This window comes from Hymenobacter ruber, from assembly GCF_054783255.1.
Window position 1 is genome coordinate 992,866 of sequence record NZ_BAAGQX010000002.1, and the last position, 23,912, is coordinate 1,016,777.

8 protein-coding genes are annotated in these 23,912 nt (G+C 62.1%); 4 read left to right on the top strand and 4 right to left on the bottom strand.

The window, feature by feature from the left end; all coding sequences use genetic code 11:
• The first annotated feature begins 6 nt into the window (after window positions 1–6).
• On the top strand, window positions 7–669 hold the full coding sequence (locus tag ACYVM5_RS04960; RefSeq protein WP_460617030.1) for a response regulator transcription factor: 663 nt from the start codon (window positions 7–9) through the stop codon (window positions 667–669).
• Between the two features lie 199 nt (window positions 670–868).
• On the top strand, window positions 869–3,178 hold the full coding sequence (locus ACYVM5_RS04965; RefSeq protein ID WP_460617031.1) for a patatin-like phospholipase family protein: 2,310 nt from the start codon (window positions 869–871) through the stop codon (window positions 3,176–3,178).
• Window positions 3,179–3,233: 55 nt separating this feature from the next.
• Here ACYVM5_RS04965 and ACYVM5_RS04970 read toward each other — a convergent pair whose 3' ends face one another.
• Window positions 3,234–3,941 (bottom strand): alpha/beta fold hydrolase, encoded by a 708-nt coding sequence (locus tag ACYVM5_RS04970; RefSeq protein WP_460617032.1) that lies wholly within the window; start codon window positions 3,939–3,941, stop codon window positions 3,234–3,236.
• A gap of 417 nt (window positions 3,942–4,358) precedes the next feature.
• Between ACYVM5_RS04970 and ACYVM5_RS04975 the strand changes: the two genes are divergently transcribed.
• Window positions 4,359–4,913: an RNA polymerase sigma factor gene (locus ACYVM5_RS04975; protein ID WP_460617033.1), complete on the top strand. Its 555-nt coding sequence runs from the start codon at window positions 4,359–4,361 to the stop codon at window positions 4,911–4,913.
• 98 nt (window positions 4,914–5,011) lie between these two features.
• On the opposite strand, the gene ACYVM5_RS04980 is transcribed toward ACYVM5_RS04975, so the two are convergent.
• The 3 genes from ACYVM5_RS04980 to ACYVM5_RS04990 all read right to left on the bottom strand — a co-directional run bounded on the left by ACYVM5_RS04980 (window position 5,012) and on the right by ACYVM5_RS04990 (window position 18,344).
• Window positions 5,012–5,938: an NAD(P)/FAD-dependent oxidoreductase gene (locus tag ACYVM5_RS04980; protein ID WP_460617034.1), complete on the bottom strand. Its 927-nt coding sequence runs from the start codon at window positions 5,936–5,938 to the stop codon at window positions 5,012–5,014.
• Between the two features lie 146 nt (window positions 5,939–6,084).
• Complete coding sequence (locus ACYVM5_RS04985) at window positions 6,085–14,862, bottom strand: T9SS type A sorting domain-containing protein (RefSeq protein WP_460617035.1); 8,778 nt, start codon at window positions 14,860–14,862, stop codon at window positions 6,085–6,087.
• Between the two features lie 668 nt (window positions 14,863–15,530).
• Window positions 15,531–18,344 (bottom strand): 4-alpha-glucanotransferase, encoded by a 2,814-nt coding sequence (locus tag ACYVM5_RS04990; protein WP_460617036.1) that lies wholly within the window; start codon window positions 18,342–18,344, stop codon window positions 15,531–15,533.
• 241 nt (window positions 18,345–18,585) lie between these two features.
• Here ACYVM5_RS04990 and ACYVM5_RS04995 point away from each other — a divergent pair, with 241 nt between their 5' ends.
• On the top strand, window positions 18,586–23,850 hold the full coding sequence (locus ACYVM5_RS04995) for a translocation/assembly module TamB domain-containing protein (protein WP_460617037.1): 5,265 nt from the start codon (window positions 18,586–18,588) through the stop codon (window positions 23,848–23,850).
• Window positions 23,851–23,912 lie beyond the last annotated feature (62 nt).

Genomic DNA, 23,912 nt, shown 5'->3' on the forward strand with positions numbered 1-23,912 from the left:
CGCGGCATGGCTATTCTCATCATCGAAGCCCACGACACGCGGCGCAACTCTGTGCAGCGGTTTTTGCAGCGCGCCGGCTACGTCACCGACCTCGCCCCTACCCTGGCCGCCGCCACCGCCCGGCTGGCCGCCCGCTCCTACGAATTCGTGCTGCTGGCCCAGTTCCTGCCCGACGGCGACGGCCTCACGCTGCTCTACGAAGCCCAACGGCGCGGCTCCCGGGCCGCTTTTATCCTCATGATGGTCACCGACGCGGTGCAGGACCGCCTGCAGGGTTTTGCCGCCGGGGCCGACGACTGCGTGGCCCGCTCCACCACGCTGCTGGAGCTGGAGCGGCGGCTGCGCAGCATTGCCCGGCAGCGGTTTGGGCGGCCCCGCCCGCGCATCAGCTTCGGGGCCGGGTTTGAGCTGGATTTGGCTGCCCGGCGCCTGCGCCACGGTTCGGAGGCGGTGGACTTGAGCCGCTCGCAGTTCGACTTGCTGCACCATTTGCTGCGGCACCGCGGCCAGCCCCTTACCCGCGAGCAGCTGGGCGCACACATCGGCAAGGGTACGGAGGGCTCCAACTACATCGACGTGCATATCATGAACGTGCGCAAGGCCCTGGCCCGCTTCGCCCCGCCCGATTTCCTGCAAACCGTGCGCGGCATCGGCTACCAGGCGGCGTAGAGAAGTAGGGTGCGGGGCTTGCCCCCGCCCGTCGTTGAATAATTTAATTACAAGTCGTTTAACGATGGGTGGGAACAAGCCCCGCCCCTACCCCACAGGACCAGAACCGCCGCCCATCCGCCCCGCAAAAACCCCACGGGCCGGCCCGGCGTACCAGCGGCAGCGGCGCAGTTATGGCGCTGGTTATTCACGGCCTTCTATGCGTCACTTCTGCACTCGTTTACCGCTGGCTTTGCTGCTGGCGACATTTTCTGTTTTCACTGCATCGGCCCAGAAAGTGGGCCTTGTGCTCAGCGGTGGCGGGGCCAAGGGGCTGGCGCACGTGGGCGTGCTCAAGCAGCTGGAGAAAAACCACATTCCCATCGACTACATTGTGGGTACGAGCATGGGCGCGGTGATTGGCGGTATGTACTCGGCCGGCTACTCGCCCGATGAGATTGAGCAGATTGTGCTCAGCCCCGAGTTTCAGCGCTGGACTTCTGGCAAGCCCCTGGAAAGCAAAACATTCAACTTCCTCACGGCCGAGCCTTCGCCCTCGGCCCTGCGCCTGGGCATTGCCATCGACTCCACGTTCAAGGCCCGCATCAGCACCAATCTGGTGAACGATTTGAACCTGAACCTGGCCCTGGCCCGCCTGCTGGCCCCGGCCTCGGCCAGCAGCAACTACAATTTTGATAACCTGTTTGTCCCCTTCCGCTGCATGGCCTCGGAGGTGTTTACGCGGCAGGTAGTGGAGCAGAAAAGCGGGTCGTTGTCCGATGCCATCCGCAACTCCATGTCGTTTCCGTTGGCGTTCCGGCCCATCCGCAACCTCGACGGCAAGTACTACTATGACGGCGCGGTGTACGACAATTTTCCCACCAATACCATGAAAAAGACCTTCGCCCCGGACATCATCATCGGGGTGAACGTGGGCGACGTGGCCTTCAAGAAATACCCCAAAAACGACGACGCCCTGCTGGCCAGCACCGTGGCCTTCCTAGGCACGAGCGTGGCCGACACCGGCAGCGTGGGCAAAAACGGCATCTACATCCAGCCCGATTTGGACGGCATGGGCGTGGGCGATTTCGACCGCGTGAAGGATTTCATTGCCGAAGGCGACACGGCCGCCCGCCGCAACATGGAAAAAATCAAGGCCCGCATCGGCCGCCGCGTCGATTCGACGAGCCTGCAACAACGGCGGCTGGCGTTTCAGGCCCTGGCTCCCAAGCCGCGCTTCATTGATGTGCAGGTGCGCGGCCTGCGGCCCGACCAGAACGAATATGCGGCGCGGTTTTTCCCGCGCTCGGGCCGCGAGTATTCGCTCGACGACATTGAGGAAGGCTACTACCGCCTGGCGTCGGACGATTATTTCAAGAACATCTACCCGCGCATTCGTTACGACGCGGCGCGCAAGGGTTACGTTTTCAGCGTCGATGCGCAGCGCAACAACAACGTGAGCACCGAGGTGGGCTTCGTGCTCAGCAACCGGCCCATCGACAACCTGTTTTTTGGGCTCGAATTCCGCTACCTGCGCCGGCTGCTCTACACCGCCTCGGCCGATGTGAGCCTGGGCCGCTTCTACAACGGCGCGCACGGCTCGTTCCGCATCAACGTGCCGGCCCGCCTGCCCTTCTTCTTCGAGCCCGAAATCACCTATAATCAGTGGGATTTCCAGAACACGGGCGGGGTACTGGGCCGCGATGTCATTAATACTCAGGTGCGGCAGCAGGATACCAAGCTGGGTGGGCAGTTCGGCATCAGCCCCACTTTCCGCAGCCGGCTATTGCTCGACCTGGCCACCTTCGTGACCAAGGACGAATACACCAACTCCAAAGAAATCAACACTTCCGACGTGCTGGATGCCACTGTGTTCCGGGGCGTGACCGGTGCCCTGCGCCTGGCCCGCAACACCCTGAACCGCAAGCAGTATTCGACCAGCGGCCACCGCTACGTGTACACGCTGCGCGGCGTCACGGGCTCATCGGATTACACCCCGGGCTCCACGGCCCAGCAGCCGGGCAGCTCGCAGCACCGCGAGTGGCTGCAGTTCCGGGCTACCGTGGAGCGCTACTTCACGCTGAAGGGCGACCGCCATGCCTGGGGCTACTTCGGCGAGCTCATGGCCAGCAGCCAGCCCACGTTCACCAACTACCGCTCGTCGCAAACCATGGCGCCGGTGTTTGCGCCCTTGCCTGATTCGCGCACGCTGTTTCTGGATTCCTACCGCTCAGCGCGCTACGCGGCCGTGGGCCTGCGCTACACCCAGCCCTTCCTCAAAAAGCTGGAGTGGCGCACCGAGCTGTACGTGCACCTCAACGGCCAGCCCCTGAAGCAAGGCGACCTGCAACAAGCCGTGCGCCAGTCGGGCTTCGACCGGCCCCGCGTGACGGCCAGTACCGGCCTCATTTTCCAGACGCCGGTGGGGCCGCTGGCCCTGCACGCCCGTTTCTACGATGACCCGGCTGAGCGATTCGGTGTTTACGGCCACCTGGGCTACCTACTGTTCCGCAGCCGGGCGCTGGAATAAGGGAGTTGAATTTGACCGAAAATATCATTCCGACCGAAGCCAGGAATGACTGTTTTTAGTCCAGCGCCCGGCGTACCACTTCCGCCGCTTCAAGCGGCAGCAAATGCCCGGTATTTGGCACCACTTCAAACGGGGTGCCGGCCGGCAGCAGCGGCAGCGTGAGGCGGCGCTGCGAGTCGGGCGTGATGGACGTATCGCCATCGCCCACCAGCAGGTGGCAGGGCACATTTAGTTGCGGCATCAGGGCGGTAATATCCTCGCGGGCTCCTTTCAAGAGCCAGGTGGCCCAGGCGGCTTCGGTGCTGCGCAGATTGTCGGCGATGACCTGAGCGCGCAGGGTAGCGGGCAACGGTTGGCGAGTGATTTTACGGAAGGTTTTCTCGGCTTCCTCCCGCTTGCCGTAGGCGGCTAGGGAGGCGGCCCGGTCGGCCTCCGTCATGGGCTCGCCGGCCGGTGGCGAGGGCGAGAGCAGCACCAGCCGGCGCAGCCCCACCGGCTGCCGGGCGGCCAGCGCCAGCGCCATTTTTCCGCTCATGCTGTGCCCGATGAGGGTAAAATCCGCCACTTGCTGTTGCTGAATGTAGGCCGCTATCCAGTCGGCGTAGGCCCGCACCGAGTAGTCGAACCCCGGCGGTACCGGCTGCGCGCCGAAGCCGGGCAGGTCGGGTGCCAGCAGGTTGGCAGCAGGCAGCAGCGGGCGCAGCACGTCGTATTCGCGGCCGGAGCCGGCCCAGTAGTGCAGGGCAATAATGGTATGAGGCATAAGCTAGACGGGTATGCCAAACATTACGGCAGGGCCGCCAAGGCGGCCGGGAACACCAACGTACCCATACCAGCAAACTTGGTCAAACAGGCACTGGTCAGCATTTTACATATTTTTTATTGCTACTGCGAATCGAGCTTAATCCATAAAAATCATTGAATTAACTGGTCTAAAAAGTTCTGGTTTGGTATCGCGCCCATCTTTTCCAGCCGAGCCGGTGAAATCCGGTTTTGGGAATGTGTCGTAGGTTCTGGCTCAACCGCTAGCTGATTATTTATTCATTACCCAAACTTGCACCACTAACCCTTCTTCTTATTTCCGTATAGCTACTATTCTTTTCCGTTTATCCTACTCCTCAGGCGCTTGACTCGGGCCATTGTCATGGACCGGTAGCCGGGTGCTTTCATCTTCCCCTGTATGAACGAGACTCCGACGTTGCTTCCCGCAACGGACGAAGAAATTCTTGTGCAGCGCCTGCTAGCGCGCGACGAGCAAGCCCTGCGGGTGCTACACGACCGGTATTCCCGCAACCTACTGACCGTCATCGTCCGCTTAGTGCGCGATGAGACGCTGGCGCAGGATGTGTTGCAGGAAGGCTTGCTCAAGGTCTGGCTTAGCATAGCCCGCTACGATGCCACGCGCGGCCGCCTGTTCACCTGGATGGTGCGGGTGTGCTGCAACCAGGCCATCGATGCCATGCGCAGCCCCCGGCATCGGTTCAACAGCGGCACCAAGTCGCTGGAAGTGGGGGGGGCGCAACGGGCACACGCCCCGTCCTCCTTCAACCCCGAGCACATTGGCCTGCGTGAGCTCACCCTCAAGCTCAAGCCCAAGCAGCGCGAGGTGATTGACCTGCTCTATTTCGGCGGCTGCACCCAGGTCGAAGCCGCCGAGCAGCTCGGCATCCCACTGGCTACGGTGAAAACCCGCGCCCGCGCCGCCCTCGTGGTGCTGGGCCAGATGGTGAAGTAGTTTTTTTAGTTGTTAACTGTTAGTGGTTAGTGGTTAATGTTCATCTACACGTGTGTCTTACCACTAGCCACTAACAGTTAACAACTAACCATTGACCACTATTTTGGGCATTCCTCGCGCGTCAGGCTTTCGTTGATGACGATGGCGGCGCGGTTGCCGTCGGCGGCGGCCAGCAGGGCCTGCTGGGTGCCGGGTTTGGTATCGCCGGCCGCGTACAAGCCGGGGATAGATGTATGAAGCTTGGAATCGACCCACACCGCGCCCTTGCTGGTAAGGCGTGCCCCCAGGTTGGCGGCCAGCGGCGTGCGCTGGTGCTGCGGCGCGTGCAGAAATAACGCGGCCCGCTCCAGCTGGTCGCCGTTGGCGAATTCGATGCAGCGCAGGTCGCCATTTTTGGTCCCGATGAGGCGGGTAATGGATTCTTCCCGAATGCCGATTTTTTCGCGGCGCAGACGGCGGCGCGCATTGGGCGTGAGGTGGCCGGGGCCGTCGGTCACCACAATTACGTCGCGGCTCCAACGGCTCACCAGCAGGGCCAGGCCCGTCACGGTACGGCCCTGGCCATACACGGCCAGCGGTTGGTTACGCACCTCCCAGCCATGGCAATACGGGCAGTGCAGCACCCCCCGCCCCCACAGCTCGCGGAAGCCCGGCAACGGCGGCAAAATATCGCTCACGCCCGTGGCCAGCAGCACCCGCCGGGCCGTGACTGTGATGGGCGTATCGTCGGCGGTGCCGTGGCCGGTGGCCTGGAAACCGTGCGTCTGCCGCGTGAGTGTATCGATGTGGAGGCACTGCACTGCCACGGTTTCGTAGGGCGCTAATTGCTCCTGCCCCAGGCGCAGCAGTTCGGCCGGCCGGATGCCGTCGCGGGTGAGAAAGCCGTGCACGCCGGGCGAAGCCGCGTTGCGCGGCGGCCCGCCGTCGGCCACCAGTACCCGCCGCAGGCAACGCCCCAGCGTGAGAGCCGCCGACAGCCCGGCGCTGCCCGCACCAATAATCAACACGTCGTAATCCAGTTCCATAACAAGCAACGGCTAGTAGCCGGCTGGTTTAACCCAAATGCTGCGGCGCAGGTTATGCCCGCACTTGGTTTTAACGCAAAAAACGGCCCTCCCCGCGTGGGGAGGGCCGTTTCAGTGTTCACCGGCCAGGGCCGGGGCCGCATCCGTTATTCCTTGATGAGGCGCTTGGTCAGGTTGATGGGCTGGCCGTTAGCCTGGCCGCGCACCAGCAGGTTGTAGGTGCCGCTGGCGATGGTGTTCAGGTCCAGGGCGTGGGCCAGGCCGGCTTCCAGCGTCGTGTTGAGCACGATGCGGCCCGTGGCGTCGAGGATGCTCACCTGGTAGCGGCCGGTGGGCAGCTGGGTCAGGTCGAGTTGCGTGCCGGTGGTGGCCGGGTTCGGGAACAGCGCGATGGCCGGCGTGATGGCCGTGGTGAAGGTCACGGTGCGCACGGGCGAGTAGCTCGTTTCGCCGTCGGTGTCCACCTGCTTCAGGCGGTAGTACACCAGGCCTTTGGCTTTGGGGCCGATGCCAGCGTCGGTGAGGGCGTACTCGGTGGCCGTGGTTTTGCTGCCCTGGCCCTTCACTTCGCCGATTTTCACGAAGTCGGTGCCATTGAGGCTACGCTCCACTTCGAAGTGGTCGTTGTTCTTCTCCTGGGCCGTGTGCCACAGCAGCGCCGCGTCCACGTTTTTCACCGCCGTGGCCGTGAAGTCCGTCAACTCTACCGGCAGCGGGAAGTCACCGATGGTGTAGGAGTAGGTCAGCGTGTTAGTGCCGCCGTTAGCGTCGATGGTGGCCACGGTTATCGAGTAGGTACCCGACTTGAGCAGGGTGCGGTCGAGCACGTAGAGCTGGCCCGTGGTGGCATCCATGGCGAGGCCAGTGGCCAGGGTTCCACCCGTCTGCACCACGCTGGTGAGGCCGGTGTTGGCCGGAGTCGGGTTCACGCTGCGGTCGGCCAGGTACTTGCCGAAGGGCAGCGAGCCATCGGCGTTATACTTCACCGTGTTCACGTCAATCAGGTTAGCAACAACGTCGTTGTTCTGGTATTTCACCGTGCGGCCCTTGGTGGGAGAGTTCACGGCGGTCGATTTCTCGTCCTTGCCCACCGCGATGGTGTACAGGGCCGGGGCCGAAGTCAGACCGGGTATATCGGTGGTCGTGTAGCTGAAGGTTACGTTGCCGACATACGTCGGGTCGGTGGCCAGGATGGTGCCACGCGGGTCGAAGTACAGGTTGGCCATCTGCGTAGCCGTGTAGCCCACATTGGGCTGAGCAAGCGAGGTGCCAGCAGCATCAAGGTACAGGACGCCGGTGCCGGGAGCGGGCAGCGAGGTCAGCGTGTAGAGGAGCGTGGCGGTCTGGCCGGCATCAGCATCGCTACCCGTGAGGGGCGAGATTTTGATGGGGCCGGCCGTGCTGCCGATAACACCGGTGAAGAAGCTCGGCAGCGTGTTCACTACGTCGTAAGCCGTGGGAGCCTGGTCGACGGCGGTAGCGAAGGGCATGGCCACCGTGTTGTTGCCGGTATTGGTATCGCCGGGGGTGCTGGCCGTGGCCGACACCGTGTAGTTGGCATTGGGCGCATCGAAAGACACGTAGTTCACCACATCACCGGCCGGGGTCACGCTCATGGTGTTAATCAGCGGGAAGGTGATGGTGATGGTGCCGCCCGAGGGGGCTGCCTGCGTGCTGCCCGCCGGGAAGCTGATGTTGGTAGCCGTGGCCGGGATGGTCACCGTCTGCGTCACCACGCCCGAGGGCGAAGGGCCGTTGTTGGCCGTCACTATGGCGTAGGTCACGCGGCTGCCCGTCAGGGCGATGGCGGGGCCTTTCACGCTGGTGGTCACATCAACCTGCGGGGTCACCGTGATGGTCGTGCTGTTGGCGTTGTTGGTAGCCACAGCGTCAGCCACGGCCGAAGACACGAAGGAAGTACCCGTTACCGAGCCGCTGGCCGGAGCTTTGAAGGTCACATTGTAGCCCGAGAGAGCCGCCGCGCCCGAAGCGAGCGAGGCCACCGAATTCCAGGTTACCAAACCAGTAACGTTGTTGTAGACGCCACCAGTACCACCCGATACAGTCACCGCATTGCCGCCATTGGCCAGGCCGGCCGGCAGCTGCACGCGGGGCACTACGGTAGTGGCCGTGATGCCACCCGCCAGGTTACTGAAGGTTGCGTTCAGGGTAATCGAAGCGCCGGGTGTTACCGAGGTTGCGCCGCCTTGAACGCTGATGTTTGTAGCCAGGTCGGCCGTGCCCACTACCGAAGTATTGGTGATGGTGGTGAGGGCGTCTGCGCGGTTGTTGTCGAGGTTGGTATCGATGGTGGCGCTGCCTACCTGGGCCCGGGCTACGGGCACCAGTTGGGTCACGTCGGGCATCTGCACCGTCACGGTGCTGGCCACGCTGCCGCCGTTGGGCAGGTTAGTTACCGTGGCGAAGGTCACGAGACCGGTTGCGTTGTCGTAGCTGGCACCGGCGGCGGCGCCGTTAATCAGTACCGTGCCACCGCTGGTGGTCAGGCCGGCGGGCAGTTGCAGGGTCGGCACGATGGAAGCCACCGGCACGGGGCCATTGTTGGTCGTGGTCACGGCGTAGGTCACGGGGCTGCCGGGCAGGGCCGAAGCCGGGCCGCTCACGGCGACCGTTACATCAGCAGCTGGCGTCACGGCCATCACGGTCGCGGCCGAGTTGTTGGTGCTGCTGGTTTCGGTGGTCGAGGTGCGCACGGCGGCCAATACGGCCAGTTGGTTGCTACCCGTGGCAGCGCCCGAGGGGTCGGTAATTACGCTGGCGGGCACGGTGAAGGTGATGTTATTCACCTGGCGGCTGCCGGCGGCCAGCGGGCTGGCTAGGGTGAAGGTGGCCACGCCCGAGGCGTTGTCATAGGTTCCGGTGGTGGTACCGGCAAAGGTCACGCCGCCGTTGGCGTTCAGGCCAGCGGGCAGCTGCACCGTCTGCACTACGTTGTAGGCGGTGTTGGCACCGGGGTTGGCGGTGGTCACGGCGTAAGTCACAACCTGGCCCACGGTGGCAGTAGCCGGACCAGCCAGCGAGGTGCTCACGTCGGTGGTCGAGTTGATATCCACTTTCACTTCGGCCACGTTATCGGCCGGTACGGGGTCAGCATTGGCCGCACGTACAGTAGCAGTAGCCAGTACCGGGCCAGTAGCCGGGGCAGTAAACTGAATGCTGAACGGCAGCGAATTGGTGGCCTGTGGCGCGAGGCTGCCAATGGTGGTGAAGGTCACAATGCCCGTGGTCGAGTTGTAGGTACCGTTGTTTACGACAACAGTACTACCGGCGCCCGGGCCGGTGAGGCCGGCTGGCAATTGCACTTGCTGTACCACAGTGTTGGCCGTGCCGGCACCGCGGTTACCAGCTACTACCGTCAGGGTAACGGTGGTACCAGCGGTGGTCACCGACTGGTTCGAGTTGATGGTAGTGTACACGTTGGCAGGGGTTCCTGCGCCAGCTACTACCGTCGTGCTCAGCGTAGCTACATCGTTCGAGCCGGCGCCGGTGTTGGTATCGCCGGGGTTAGTGGCACCAGGAGTGGCCGCACCGTTGGCCTGCACGTTAGCAGTGGCGCTATAAGTGGCAGCCGGGGCGGCGAAGCTGATGGTGTTAGTCACCGTCTGGCCGATGGGCAGCGTGCTCAGGGTCGGGAAGGTTACCACCGTTTTGTTGGTGCCCGAGTTGTAGGCAGCGGTGCCACCGTTCGAGATATACAGGCCGGTGGGCAAGCCGTCGGCAGCTACGGTCAGGTTGCCATCGAAGGTCACCGTCTGAATCACGCCGGGAGCCGGCGAACCCGCAGTAGCCGAGTTGCTGGTGCGCACCAGGTAGGTCACGAGGCTGCCGGAAACCACCGAGGCCGCTGCACCCGCACCATCAACCGAGCCGGTGATAGTGGTAGCCACATCATACGAAGGCGTAATGGTCACCGTGTTGGTGGCAAAGTTGTTGGTTCGGTTCAGTTCCGGACCGTTGCTGCCGGCCGTGCTGCCGATGTTGGCCGTGGCCGTAACCGGGCCGCTGGCGGGCGCTTTGGTGAAGCTGGCCACGTAGGTATTCGTGGTGCTGGCCGCCAGTGCAACGGGCGAGGGCGTGAAGTTCACCAGGCCCGTAGTGTTGTCGTAAGTGGGAATAGCGCTAGCCGTGCCGTTGATGGTGAAGCTCACCGTGCCACCGTTGCTGGTGAGACCGGGCACGAGCTGCAGGGTCTGGGTCACGTTGTTGGCCGCGATAACGCTGGCGTTCTGGGCCGTCACGGTGTAGCTTAGGGCGGCACCGGCCGTTACGCTGCTGTTGTTGGCAGGGCCGGTGATGGCGGTTACCAAATCCAGTACCGGCGTTACCGATACGGTCAGGTTGGCCTGGTTCGATACAATGCCTTCGCTGTTGCTGATGACGTAGGGAATGGTCACGTTGCCGGTGAAGGTGCTGTTAGCGGGTGTGAATTTCACCGAACCGGCGGCTACGCCCACAGTGGTGAATGTGCCCTGGCCAGCTACTGTGAAGGTGGCAGCCGTCTGCCCGGCAATGTTGTTCGGGTTCAGGTTGATGGTTGTGCCCACGAGCGAGCCGTCGGCCGGCGTGTCGTTGGCAATGGCGCTGAAGGTCACGGGCGCGGCCGGGTTGGCCGTCGTCGTGGCGAAGTCGTTATTAGCCGTGGGCGCTTGCAGTACCGCGGCGGTACCCGAGAATTCCGAAGTGCCCTGGTTGCCGTTGGTGAGCGTGGCCAGGGTGGCCGTAGCGGTCAGCTTGGCGTTGGTAGTGTTCAGCGCGCTCAGTTGAGCCGCACTCAGCGAAGACAACGGGATGGTGAACAGGAAGCGCTGCTGGCCCGTCTCCGTGCCTTGGTTCAGGCCGTTGATGTTGGTGGTGTAGGTGCCCGTAGTGGCATCGCCGTCGTTGCCGGCCAGGCCTTCGGTGCGGCTTACCAGGTAGGTTTTGCCCTGGCCAAAGCTATTCGTGGTCGTCAGGTTGTCGGCCACAAACAGTTCAACTACCGAGTTCTGCGTGGCAAAGCCGGTTACTATCAGGTTGCCGTTGCGGATGGTGGCCGATTGAATCACGGGGAAGTTAATCAGGCCATTGCCGCCCGTGTCACTGTCGCCGTTGTCGTTCACGGTTACGTTCGGGGCCGTGCCGCCGGTGTTGATGTCGCCGCCGGTTGCTACCAGGTCGATGCCCAGCTGGCCCGAAGCCGCCGTGCCGTTTGTGGACACGATGGTACCGTTATCGAAGATAGAATTCTGCGTGATGGTCGTGTTCGAGGCCGTGGGCCGCACCAGCACCCCAGCGCCGTAGTTGCCGCTGATAACGTTCTGGCTGATGCTGCTGCCCGAGCCGTTCACCCGAATGCCGGGGGTCTGGCCCACGCCGGCGCCGTTGCCCACGCCGTTGCCGCTGATAGTATTGTTATACACCACCATGTTGGCAGTAGTAGCCAGAATATCAACTCCCGGACCGGCATTGTTTGCAAACAGGTTGTTGCGCACGATGCCGCCGCCAACCGAAGAGGATACCCCGTCGCCGGCCGTTGCGTAGATAGAGCCGTTGCGGATTTCGTTGTTTTCCACAAAAATGCCCGTCGAAGTGCCGGCCACGTACGCGCCGGTAGCGGTGCCATTGCCCTGCGCCAGGTCGCGGATTTCAACGCCGCCCGTGCCGTTGAAGCCAATCAGGTTGTTGCTAACCAATGCTGTAGTGAGGGTAGCAGCCGGGTTACCGGAGAACAGGATGCCGTAAGCCGTCGTGCGAGCCGTGTTGCCGGGGTCGGTGAAGCTATTAGCTGCAGTGCCGATAACGTTACCCGTGAGCGTGATGCCTGATACGGCCCCCGCGCCTACCACGATGTTGGCGGCCTGGCCGGTGTTGCCCGCGCCGGTAGCGCCGCCGCCGGTGTTGCCGAAGCCGTAGATGGCAATGCCGGTTACCGTGGTGCTATTCGCCAGAATGTTGAGGCCGATGTCGGAACCAGTCGCGCCCTGGGTGCCCACAATCTGGACTTCCGGGCCGTTGAGCTGGCTCAGCGTAGTAGACGCCGTGCCCACCTTGATGCCGCTGGCACCGCCCGCGCCCAGGGTCGTGTTGTTGGTGTTGCCTACGTTCTGCGTCTGCGTGGTGCCATCGATGCTAGTGCTGGCATCGGTGATGGATGGCAAAGCACTGTTGGCGGCCGTAATGACGGCCACACCGTTGGCATTCAATCCCGAAATCAGGCCGGGGTTGGTCGTGGCATTGTAGGCCGTGAGGCCCTGGTGGGCAAGCCCATCCGGAATCATGAAAATGCTCGTCTCCGTGCCCACGGCCGGGTTAGCACCGCCGGTGCTGGCCTGGGCTTGGTTGAGATTGGTGTTCGAAAGCGCGTTGGCGTTGAGGATAAACTGACGCAGCGAGCCCTGGGCATTGTTGCCGGTAACAGTGGCCACGTCGTTGGTGTTTACCACCGTGTCGAAGTTGAAGCCGAAGTCAATCCCGGTCGTGGAGACGGCGCTGAACGAGGCGGTGTAAATCGACTCGGGCGTAACGCTGCCACCAGCAGGCGTTAGGTCGGCCAGGGTTTGGGTACCGGTGTTAGCGGCCGCATCAACGAATTTGGGGCTTTCGCCGCCTACCCGGTTTGCGTTGCCAGCTACGTAGGTCTGCACCGGCACTACGCCGGTAGCGCCCGGCGTGCGCACCGAAGTCACAGTCGAGTTCACGACCCGCACCGTGTAGGTGCCGGCCACCGGCAGGTTGTAGGAGTACGCACCATTGGCGCCGGTCGTGGTCGTACCCACGAAAGCGCCCGTGCTGCTGTAAATCTCCACCGTTGCGCCCGCGCGGCCAATGGCGTTGTTGGCGAAGCCTGACGCTGTGGCCGAGGAATTTGCCGCAGCAAAGGTGCGGCCCGAGCCACCACCGTAGTTCACGTCATCGTACACGGTGCCGCTCAGGGTAACCGGCGTCACGTTCAGCGTGCGCGTGCCCGAGTCAGCCAGCGCGTTAGCGCCCTGGCCGGTGGTCGTAGTCGTAGCCGCTGTCAGCGTGATGGGACCGGAAGCCGGAGCTCCGATGCTGAAGCTATAAGTAGCCGTATTGGCCGGTAAGATGTTGCCGCCGGGATAGGTAATGGTCCAGCCTGCCGCCTGGCTGCCTGTAACAACGCCAGTCGCAGCCGTAACGCTGGGCACGCCCGCCGGAATGCTCACCGTGCGGGTTACGCCGGTAGCCGTCGAGGGGCCGGCGTTGGTAAAGGTTACGCCATAGGTCACGGTCGCGCCAGCGGCCACGGTCGAGTTGTCGGCCTGGCCGCTGCTGAAGGAGGCCGATACGTCGGCCACGGAACCTACCGTGTAACTTACGCTGGCCGAGTTGGTGGCCGTGTTGGCACCCTCGCTGGTACCGCCGGTGCCCGGGACCGTGGCGCTGTTGACCGCAATGGGATTGCCGGTCGACGTCAGCGAAGGCGTGACCGTGAAGTTATAGCTCACTGCGCCGCCCGCGCCAGCAGCTACGTTGGTACCGGCCGGATACGTAATTACCCAGTTAGTCGTCGCGGTTCCCGTTACCAAAGTCGAGCCGGGGGCCGATACACTGCTCACATTGCCTGTGTTCGGAATCGTGACGGTGCGCGTGGTGCTGGCCGCTACTGAAGGCCCGTTGTTGGTATAAGTAACCGTGTAGTTCCCCGACTGCAAGCCCGCCGTCAGCGAACCCGGGCCAGTGAGGGTGGTGGTCAGGTCCGCTATTGGGGTTACGTTAGTCGTAACAGTCGCCGTGTTGGTCGCGGTGTTGGCACCCTCGTCGTCGGTGGTGCTCGTGGTGCTGGTGACGGCTATGCTGGCAACTGGGAGTGGCGTTACCGTGAAGTTGTAGCTCACCGCGCCGCCCGAGGCGACGTTGGCACCGGCCGGAAACGTAATTGTCCAGCCCGCCGCCTGGCTGCCGGTTACGCTTGCGCCAGCCACGCCCGTGGCTACGGCCGAAGCGGTATTAGCCGGCACGGTTACCGTGCGGGTGGTGCTGGCCGCGATGCCGGGGCCATTATTGGTGAAAGTAGCCGTGTAGTTGGCCGATTGCACGCCCGCCGATAAGGAGGCAGGGGCCGCCAGGGTCGTGGTTACGTCGGCCTGCCCGCACCAGGAGATGCTCTGGATGCCGATGGTTTGCAAGCGCGAAGGCGTAGTAGTGCTGCCCGCAGCGGCGGTATAGGTACGGGTATTGAGGTTGCGGAAGCTCAGTACGACCGTTTTCACCGGGCTGGGAAAGGTGAACGTAGTGGTTCCGTTAGCATTAGCCGCACTGGAAGTGCCGTTCAGCGAATTACCCCGCGCCCCTTGCCAAGGTCCCGCGATGCCCGCGACACTAATGGCACCAGAGGCATAAGAGATGTAGTCGCTGGTTTTGTTAGGACCCCAGGTAACGCCGCTGCTTGGCAGCGTAACGGCCGTACCGGCGGCGTTCTTAGCCGAGAGAATAAACTCGTCGGTATAGGTGCTGCCGCCGTCAGGAGTCACCCCTTGCAGGCCCTTATCAATGTCCTGCACCACAAACGTCAGGTTCGATACTTCCCGGTCAAACGTTACCGTTACATAGGCGTTATAAGGGCTGTTAGGGTCGTTTTCCGAGTTAGTAGCCGTGCCGATAGGTGAGCCTGCCCGCTGCTGTCGCCAAATCAGTGCCGGGCCGGAAATTTGCGCGGCGTTAAGCGTTGAGTGCTCAAACAGGTCGAGAGTAGAACTCGTGGAATTTGCCAGGCCATAGCCACTGTAGGTGAAGCTGATGCCTCCATCCGACTCGGTTGCCGTTTTTTTGGTAGTGGGATTGGTAGCCGGGGCCGTCGTGTAAGGTATTATGTTGGTAGTAGTGCAAGTCTGCGCCAGGACCTGCCATGTACTAATTACGCACAGCCACAGCACCGCTGTAAGTCGTAAGAGATGTTTCATAAGGTGTGAAGAAAGGTATTAGAAAAATTTATCATCGCTAAGTAGTTGTCTTTAAAGAGCAAGCCTCTATCAACCGTGGCGCAATGCACCTTTTAAATCGGTTACAAAATTATCTGCCAAGCATAGGCAAGGGAAGACAACTTCGACCAAAGGGGCATCACTCCAGACGAACACCCGTTTTGACCGCTATCAAAATGAATGGGTAATTCATTTCATCCTTGGCTAAACAATTATTACTTGTTATAATTATAAATTTGTTTCCATATCTGGGAATAGGGTGCAGACTTGTACCTGAACAATTTTATAAGTAAGCTCCTCAATACGTCCCTGTTTATTTGGTTTTACGGTGCCTCAAAAAGCCACAATTGGGCATATGTAGGGGCTTTTGTGCATACGGAATTAACTATTACACTGGATTTCGGCGATTGACGTTATGTGTGGTCAGCAACAAATAGATTACGAAAGGGAAATAATCAACCAATAATAATATCTTAAATAAAGTCTATTAGCGTTACTCCTATTGCAGGCTATTAGCAGCGTCGCGCTTCCCTTCATCACCATGGTTTTAGCAGGGGTAAATAGCTGCAAAGAGGGCACAAAGAAGCGGCCAGCCGAAATCCGACTGGCCGCTTCTTTGTGCCCTTATTTTTGGTGCGATTTGCGCGGTTTTACCCCCGGCCGCTGGCCACTACCAACTGGTGCAGCGGCTCGTTGAAGCCGATGGCATCTACTAACTCTTCCAGCGGGAGGTGGAGGCGGTATTTCCAGAAGTGGGTGGGGTTGCTCGGCACGTTGATTTGCTCGTCGTGCGGGTTGGCGCGGCGCAGGTGGCTGTCGATGGCCAGCATATCCTGGAGCGGGAAAATGGCCCACATGGCCGGCGAGTGCAGGTGCTGCACCAGGATTTCGCGCGCCACCCAGGGCTCGCAGTAGAACGGCGCCACCTCGCGCCAGTGCCCGAGGATGGTTTCGAAGAAGCGCTGGGTGCGCACCCGGTCTTCCTCCCACCAGCCGCGCACAGTGCTCATGTCGTGGCTGCTGGTCGTGACCACGCTCAGGTAGGGGGCGCTATCGGGGTGGCCGAATTCGGTTTCGGGGTTGGAGGGCATGCGCTGGATGTTGAGGCCCAAAATGCCGAGCTCCTTCATCACGCCGGGCACCGAGGCGGGCACCATGCCCAGGTCTTCGCCGCAGATGAGCATGTCGGTGGCGTAGCGCACAGGCGGCAGCTTCACGAGGCCCTGCTGGCGCCAGAATTCCTCGTGGCGGCGGAAGAAGAAGTCCACGTAAATGTCGTCGTAGAGGCGGCGGCGGTCCTCGTCGGAGTCCAGCTCGCGGAATGAGTAGCTCTTGTTCAGGGTGATGCGCGGGTGGTAGAAGTCGTTGCCGGCAGGCACGAACAGGACTTCATTTACCAAGGCAAACAGGCCCTTTTGCAGCCAGGCGAAGTACTCGGCGTGCTCGGGGTAGGTGGCTACCTTTTGGGTGATGTAGGCTTCGATTTTGCGCTGGTCGCTCACTTCTTCCTTGAGGTGAATGCGGCCGTAGCTGGCGTCGTCCATGTACTCATCGAACACGTTCTGGGCTTCGCCCTGGAAGATATCCTGGAGCATGTGCCAGCGGATGTACGGCTCACAAAGGCGCGAGTAATCGAACCAGCCGAGGCGGCGCTCAATCTCGTGGCGGTGCAGCGGCAGCGCCGGCGCAAAGTGCCCCAGCAGGCCTTCCACCGATTCGATGGGCATCTCCCAGATGCGGAAGAAGCCCAGAATGTGGTCGATGCGCAGCGTGTCGAAGTAGCGGGCGAGGTGGCCCATGCGCTGTTTCCACCAGAGGTAGCCGTCTTCGGCCATGCGCTCCCAGTTGTAGGTGGGGAAGCGCCAGTTCTGGCCGGTGGTCGAGAAATCATCGGGCGGGGCACCAGCCTGGCTGTCCATGTGGTACAGTTCGGGCTGGGTCCAGGCGTCTACCGAGTGGCGGTAGATGCCGATGGGCAGGTCGCCTTTCAGCACCACGCCACGGGAGCGGGCGTAGTCCACGGCAGCGCGCAGCTGCTTGTCGAGGTGGTATTGGGTGAAGAAGAACAGGCCGTAGTCGTCGTAGTCGGCGGCGGTTTCGGCGGTGAGCTTGGCCAGGTTTTGCGGGGTGCGGAACTGCTTGGGCCACTGCTGGAAGTCGGCGGTGTGGTACCGGTCGCGCAGGGCCGAGAAGGCGGCGTAGGGCACCAGCCAGTCGGCCTGGCTGGCGTAGAACTCGCGGTACTCGGGGTCGGCCAGGAAGGCAGCCTTCTCCTGCTTGTAGAGCAGCTTGAGAAACTTCCACTTGGCGTTCATCACCGGCTCGTAATCCACAAAATCCTTGGCGTTGAATTCGGCCTTCAGCGTGGCCAGCTCCTTGGCGGCTTTTTTGTCTTTGAGCGCGGCAATGCCTTCGAGGTGAATGAACTGCGGGTGCAGCGCAAACACCGAAATGGCGGCGTAGGGGTACGAATCGACCCAGGTGTGGGTGGCGGTGGTGTCGTTGATGGGCAGAATCTGGACCAGCTTGAGGCCGGTTTGCACGGCCCAATCAGTCAGCAGCTTCAAATCGGAAAACTCCCCTACCCCGAGGCCGGCGGCGCTGCGCATGGCAAACACGGGCAGGGCCACGCCGGCCCCGCGCCAGGCGGTGGCGTACTGGTAGGCTTCGTCGTTGAAGACGCGGGCCACGGTGCGGTCCTGCGTGGCGGGGATGACGCGGTTTTCGCCGCCTTCCATGTCAAGGGCGTGGCCGGCAGCGGCATCCCACATGGCGTACTTATAGTGACAGTCCTCGCCGGGGTTTTGCAGCGTCACGGTGCCGCTCCAGGTGGGGTAATCAATATCGGAAAGCACGAGGGCTTTGGTGTTGTCCCAGGCGCCCAGCGCGGGGTCCGAGCCGAGGATGCAGAGGCCGTGCTGCGGCGCTACGCGCGGGGCCAGCAGGCGAAAGGTGGTCTCGCCAGCGGCGGGCGCGGGCGACGTTTCTGGTTGCTGGTTTTTGGTTTCTGGTTGGGCGGCTGCGGCGGCTTTCGAGCCTTTGGCCGCGGCGGGGGCTTTGGCTTTCTTGGTCGGGGTCGCGGCGGGCGTGGCTTTGGCCGGGCGGCGGAACAGGGCTTTGGTGAACGCAGCGGTCAATAGCTCGTTTTCGGGCTGGGCTGGCGCGCGCCAATAGTCGGCCAGGTGCAGGCGCTGGGTGCGGGTGGCATCGTAGGCAACGCGGCGATTGGGGCCGGCCTCCCAATGCTCACCGCCGGTGTTGGCATCGTGCAACACATACTTATAGGTAAGCTCCCCCACAGCGTCGGGCACGGTCAGTTCGAGGCTCCAGCAGGTGCTGGCTTCGTCGTAGCTCATATCGGCGGCAGCATCGGGCTGCCAGTTGCCGAGGTCGGGATGAGAGCCGCACACGGCCAGGCGCTGGCCGAGTACGGTGCGGTAGGGAAGGGAGAAACGTAGTATCATGGAGCTTGGTGGGGTTTGGGGGGCGCAAGATAGGGACTTGCCAAGAGAGGATTTATGAAGCCGAACAGTAGCGGGAATGCTCAAACGGTTGCGCACGAACAGTTCCTCGGGCGGGGGCTTACGCAGCCGGGGCGGGCCGCGTTCGGCCGGCGGGGGAACGGGCCACTTTGCCAACCCCAGCCGCTGGTTTTGCGTTTGGGAAGGTGCTCCTGCTTTGTGTTGCTGCTAATTACCTTCCGCCTTGTCCACTTTTCTGCGTCGTGCCCTCTACGGAATTCTGGGGTTAATAGCCCTGGTCCTACTCCTTGTTATTGGAGTAGTGGTTTTTTTACAATTTCCTTCGGGCCAGGACTTTGTAGCCAGCAAAGCGGAGAGCTACCTGCGCGGCAAGCTCAAAACGGAAGTCCGCATCGGGAAATTTCGAACCGATTTCCGCCACGCCATCAACCTCGACGGCGTGTACCTGGAAGACCAGAAGCGCGACACGCTTTTATCGGTCGGCCACCTCGGTGTCGACCTTGATATCTGGGCCTTGCTGCACAGCCAGGTGAATATTTCCAACGTTGAGCTGAATGATGGCCGCGTGCGCCTCACCCGCACCGAACCAGATTCGGTGAACAACTACGACTTCATCATCGACGCCTTCGTCGACCCCAATGCGCCGGTGGACACCACTGCTTCGACGCTGAAATACGACATTGGCAAGGCGCGGCTCACCAACATCTACTTCACGCAACTCGACCAGGTGACGGGCTCCGATATTCGGGCCAAAGTGGGCGAGTTCACGGCCAACATGGACGAGGTGAATCTGGATAAGTCCATCTACAAGGTGGATAATGCGGCGTTGCACCGCTCGGCCATCAGCATCGTGCAAACCAAAACGGCTCCGGAGGTGGAAAATCCCGGCCCTACCAAGCCGCTCACCCTGCAATTTGGCCTGAACCACGCCGCGCTCGACAGCGTGCAGTTCACGTATAAGAACGCCCCGGCGGCGCAGTTCATCAGCACCAACATCGGCCTAGCCGACGTCACGGCCAAGAATATCGACCTGCAAAAGCAGCGCGTGAACCTGAGCAAGCTGACGCTCAAAAACACCACCTTTGCCTACGCCCAGAATGAGGCCGTGCCCGTAGCCGAGCGCGTGGTGAACCCCGCCGAAGCCGTGCGCAAGCTGGACGAAGCCACCGACAAAGCCAAGGCCGCCACCGGCCAGAGCGCCGCCTCGCCGGGCTGGCGCGTGCTACTGGACGAGTCCGATATCAGCGGCTTGGCCGTGAAGTTTGACAACTTCAACCAGCCGAAGCAAAAAACGCGCATTCCGGCGCTGGACTACAACCATCTCAATTTCACCGACCTCGTGCTGAATACGCACGACTTGAGCTACTCCGAAAACCGCACCACGGGCAAAGTCGACAACCTGGCTGGCAAGGAGCAGAGCGGCTTCCGCGTCGATTCGTGGAAGGCCAACGTGGTGTACGACTCGGTACAAATCCGTCTGGATAGCCTCGACTTGATTACGCCGCACACCCGCATCCGGCGCACGCTGGCCATTGGCTACGAAAGCCTGGCCGCGCTGGGCGACGTGAAAAAGCTGCCGAATTTGAAGATTGAGGGCGATTTGCGGAACGTGCGGCTGGGCTTCCGCGACATTCTGTACCTGGCCCCGCAGCTGGCCGGCACTTCGCCGTTCAATACCGGCCCTAACCAGTCGGTGCTGCTCAATGGACAGATTGCCGGGCGCGTAGGCGACTTTTCGGTGCGCAACCTGGAGTTTGTGGGGCTTCGCAATACGGTCCTCAAGGCCCGGCGCGGCCGGATTCAGGGCCTGCCGAATACCGATGCGCGGCTGTACGCCGACCTAGATATTCAGCAGTTCAGCACCTCGCGGGCCGATATTCTGAGCCTCGCGCCGAAGGGCAGCATTCCGAACAACATCAGTATCCCGCCCACACTAGCACTGAGCGGCACCTTCCGGGGCCGGCCCACTACGTTGGCGTTTGATACCAACCTCAAATTGCGCTCGACTTATGGCAACCTCGCGTTCAGCGGGAAGCTGGGAGCCGCGCAGGCGAATGGGCGGCAGCCGCTCATCGGTACGTTTGCGGTAGGTGGGTTCGATTTCGGCAAGCTGCTGAAGGACCCAAGCATCGGGCGCGTCACGGCCACGGGCCGCATCAACGCCACGGGCGACTTGAAAAATCCAGCCTCGCTGGTGGGCCGCGTGCAGAGCACCGTGCAAAGCGCCCGCTACAACGGCTACACCTACCACGGCGTGGTGGCCACCGTCGACCTCGACCGCAACCGCTACGTCATCAACGCCAGCAGCAAAAACGACCCCAACCTAAACCTCGACCTGAGCGCCGTGGTGAACCTGCGCGACGCCAAAAATCCCACCTACGAAGTCACGAAGCTGAACCTGCGTGGTGCCAACCTCACGGCGCTGGGCTTCTATCCCGGCGGCGACTTGCGGGTGCAGGGCGACCTGGTGGCCAACCTGCGCGGCTCGAACCTGAATACGCTGAACGGTACTTTCAGCGGCCGGCACATTGTGATTGTGCGCGACAACCAGCCTTTCCCGCTCGACTCGCTCAACGGCCGCATCGTGCAGAACGACCGCCGCACGCTGGCCGTCATCAGCTCCGACATTGCCAATGTGAATCTTGACGGCAACGTGCATCTGGGTGACATTGCCACCGAATTGCAGCAGCACCTCGACCGCTATTTCGACGTGCCCGGCGTGAAGTACGTGCCCAGCTCGGCCGACCGGCATTTCACCTATTCACTCCAACTGAAAGACCCGAAGCTGGCCACCAAGCTGGTGCCGGGGCTGAAACGGATTTCGCCCTTCACGCTGGCCGGCGACTATTCGCGGCAGGCGGCGCGCCTCACGGCCAACACCAGCATTCCCGTTATTCGGTATAATAATTATAAGCTCGATTCGCTGCGCCTGAATGTGGATTCGGACCCCGCGAAGCTGGACTACAGCCTGCGCCTAGCCCAGGCGGCTCAGGATTCGACGCTGAAACTGCGCCGCCCCAGCATCGTCGGCAACGTGGCGAATAACAAGCTGTTCAGCCGCGTGGCCATCCTCGGCGACTCGGCCAACCGGGAGCGGCTGGCGGTGGCCGGCACCTTGCAGGCACTGGCCCAGGGCGGCAAGAATAGCAGCGTGGTATATGAGTTTGTGGCCGCGCCGGAGCAGGTTATCAACTACGAAAACTGGACGGCGGGCGCCAACAACTTCGTGCGTTATTACCCCACCGGCGAAGTGGTGGCCGACGGGCTGAACCTGACCAACGGCCGCAGCACGCTGGCCCTGCAAAGCCAGAACCCGCAGGTGCGCACCTCGCCGCTGGGCGTCACGTTCACCAATTTCGAGCTGGCTGAGTTAGCCCGCATCGTGCAGCAGCAGGATTCGCTGGTGGCCGGCAACCTCAACGGCACGGCCCGCATCGACAACCTGGGCAAGCCCAACCAGGCCTTCACGGCCGATGCCACCATTAAAAACCTGGTGTTCCAGAAGGCCCAGATTGGCGACATTGCCCTGCGCGCCACCAACCCCGCGCCCAGCCGCTATGACATCGACGCGCGCCTGACCGGCGGCGCGGCCGGCACCGTGGGCGGCGCGGGCAACGATGTGCAAGTGCGCGGCACCTACCTCGCCAGCAGCGCTACGCCGCTCAACCTGACCGTGGATGCCAACCGTCTCAACCTGAAACTGGTGGAGCCCTTTTCGGTGGGCCAGGTGCGTCAAGCCAACGGCTACGTGCGCGGCCAACTCACCGTGACGGGTGCGCCGAGTGCGCCGGTGGTACGCGGCACCCTCAATACTTCCGACGATGCCGGATTCGTCGTGCCGCAGCTCGGCTCGCCCTTCCGGATGCCGAATCAGTCGCTCACGTTTGATGACCGGGGCATTGCCTTCAACAACTTCACGGTGCTGGATTCGGCTTCGAACAAAGCGGTTATCAACGGCTACCTGCTGAGCAAGGACTTTGTCAACTACTCCTTCGACATGCGGGCCACGACCAAGAACTTCATGGCCGTGCGCAGTACCCGCGAGGACAACCAGCTGTTCTACGGCCGCCTGGTGCTGGATTCCGACACCCGCCTCACGGGGCCGGTTTCGCTGATTAAGGTGAATACCAACGTGACCGTGGTGCAGGGCTCCAACCTCACGGTGGAGTCGCCCACGGCCACGCCCACCACCGTAGAGCGCGAGGGCATTGTGGAATTTGTGGATAAAAGCGCCCCGCTCGACACCATGCTTTCGCGCAAGCTGGCGGCCGGCGACACGGTGAAAATGGCGGCTTCGGGCTACGACGTGACGGCCGTGGTCACGATTACGGACCGTACGCCCTTCACCATCGTCATCGACCCGGTGAGCGGCGACAACCTGAAAGTGCGGGCTGCCGGCACGCTCAACACCAACATTGCGCCCGATGGCACCATCACGCTCAGTGGGCGGCTGGAGGTGGGGCGTGGGCAGTACCATATGTCGCTCTATAACCTGGCGCAGCGGGATTTCATTATCCGCCGGGGCTCCACGATTGTCTGGGATGGCGACCCGTACAATGCCACGCTCAACATCACGGCTGTGTACAAAGTCCAGGCCGCACCGGCCGAGCTGCTGGCCGGTCAGGGAGCCGACGACCTCACCACTGCTACGGTCGCACGCAACCGCCTGCCTTTTAACGTGCTACTGAACGTAACCGACCAGTTGACCAAGCCCACCATCGGCTTCGACATCACGCTACCCGAAAACCAGCGCGGGGCCCTTAATGGCCAGGTCGATGCCAAGCTGGCCCAGCTGCGCCAGCCCAACCAGACGTCGGAGCTCAGCAAGCAGGTGTTTTCGCTGCTGATTCTGGGCCGGTTTGTGGCCCAGAACCCCTTCCAGACCAGCAGCGGCGAAGGCTTGGTGGCCACGCAGCTACGCGGCAGCGCCAGCGCCGTACTCACGGACCAGCTCAACAACCTCACCGGCAAGTACCTCGCGGGCCTCGGCCTCGACCTGGGCGTGACCAACCAGGCCGCCTACGGGGCCGACGGCAGCCAGGGCAGCCGCACCGACCTGAACGTGGCCCTGCGCCGCCAGCTCCTCAACAACCGCCTGACCGTGCGCGTGGGCACCGACATTGCCCTGAGCGGTAACACCGGCACCCAAAGCACCCAGGGCCAGAACAGCCCCAGCAACCTGGCCGGCGACGTGAGCCTGGAATACACGCTGCTGGCCGACGGCCGCCTGCGGGTGCGCGTGTTCCGCCAGAACAGCTACGAGGACATCGACGGCGCGCTGGTGCGCACCGGCGCGGCCCTGGTGTTCCAGCGCGACTACCAGGATTTGAAAGAACTGTTCTCGAAAGTCCCCAAAGACATCAAAGCCGAGCGCAAGGCCAACCGCAAGCAGGAAAAAGTGGATAAAAAAGCCGAGCAGGATTCCGTTCAGCAAGCCACAGCCCCTACGGCACGAATGGATTCGACGAAGCAGACGAGCAAGAAATAAATATTTAGTTGGTAGTGAACGATAGTAGCATGATTGATTGGCATACCCGAACCTTACCTCCT

What these genes read in the sequence shown, in the direction of transcription:
- ACYVM5_RS04960 (WP_460617030.1), top strand. Translation starts at nt 7, where the DNA reads ATGGCTATTCTCATCATCGAAGCCCACGACACGCGGCGCAACTCTGTG.
- ACYVM5_RS04965 (WP_460617031.1), top strand. Translation starts at nt 869, where the DNA reads ATGCGTCACTTCTGCACTCGTTTACCGCTGGCTTTGCTGCTGGCGACA.
- ACYVM5_RS04970 (WP_460617032.1), bottom strand. Translation starts at nt 3,941, where the DNA reads ATGCCTCATACCATTATTGCCCTGCACTACTGGGCCGGCTCCGGCCGC.
- ACYVM5_RS04975 (WP_460617033.1), top strand. Translation starts at nt 4,359, where the DNA reads ATGAACGAGACTCCGACGTTGCTTCCCGCAACGGACGAAGAAATTCTT.
- ACYVM5_RS04980 (WP_460617034.1), bottom strand. Translation starts at nt 5,938, where the DNA reads ATGGAACTGGATTACGACGTGTTGATTATTGGTGCGGGCAGCGCCGGG.
- ACYVM5_RS04985 (WP_460617035.1), bottom strand. Translation starts at nt 14,862, where the DNA reads ATGAAACATCTCTTACGACTTACAGCGGTGCTGTGGCTGTGCGTAATT.
- ACYVM5_RS04990 (WP_460617036.1), bottom strand. Translation starts at nt 18,344, where the DNA reads ATGATACTACGTTTCTCCCTTCCCTACCGCACCGTACTCGGCCAGCGC.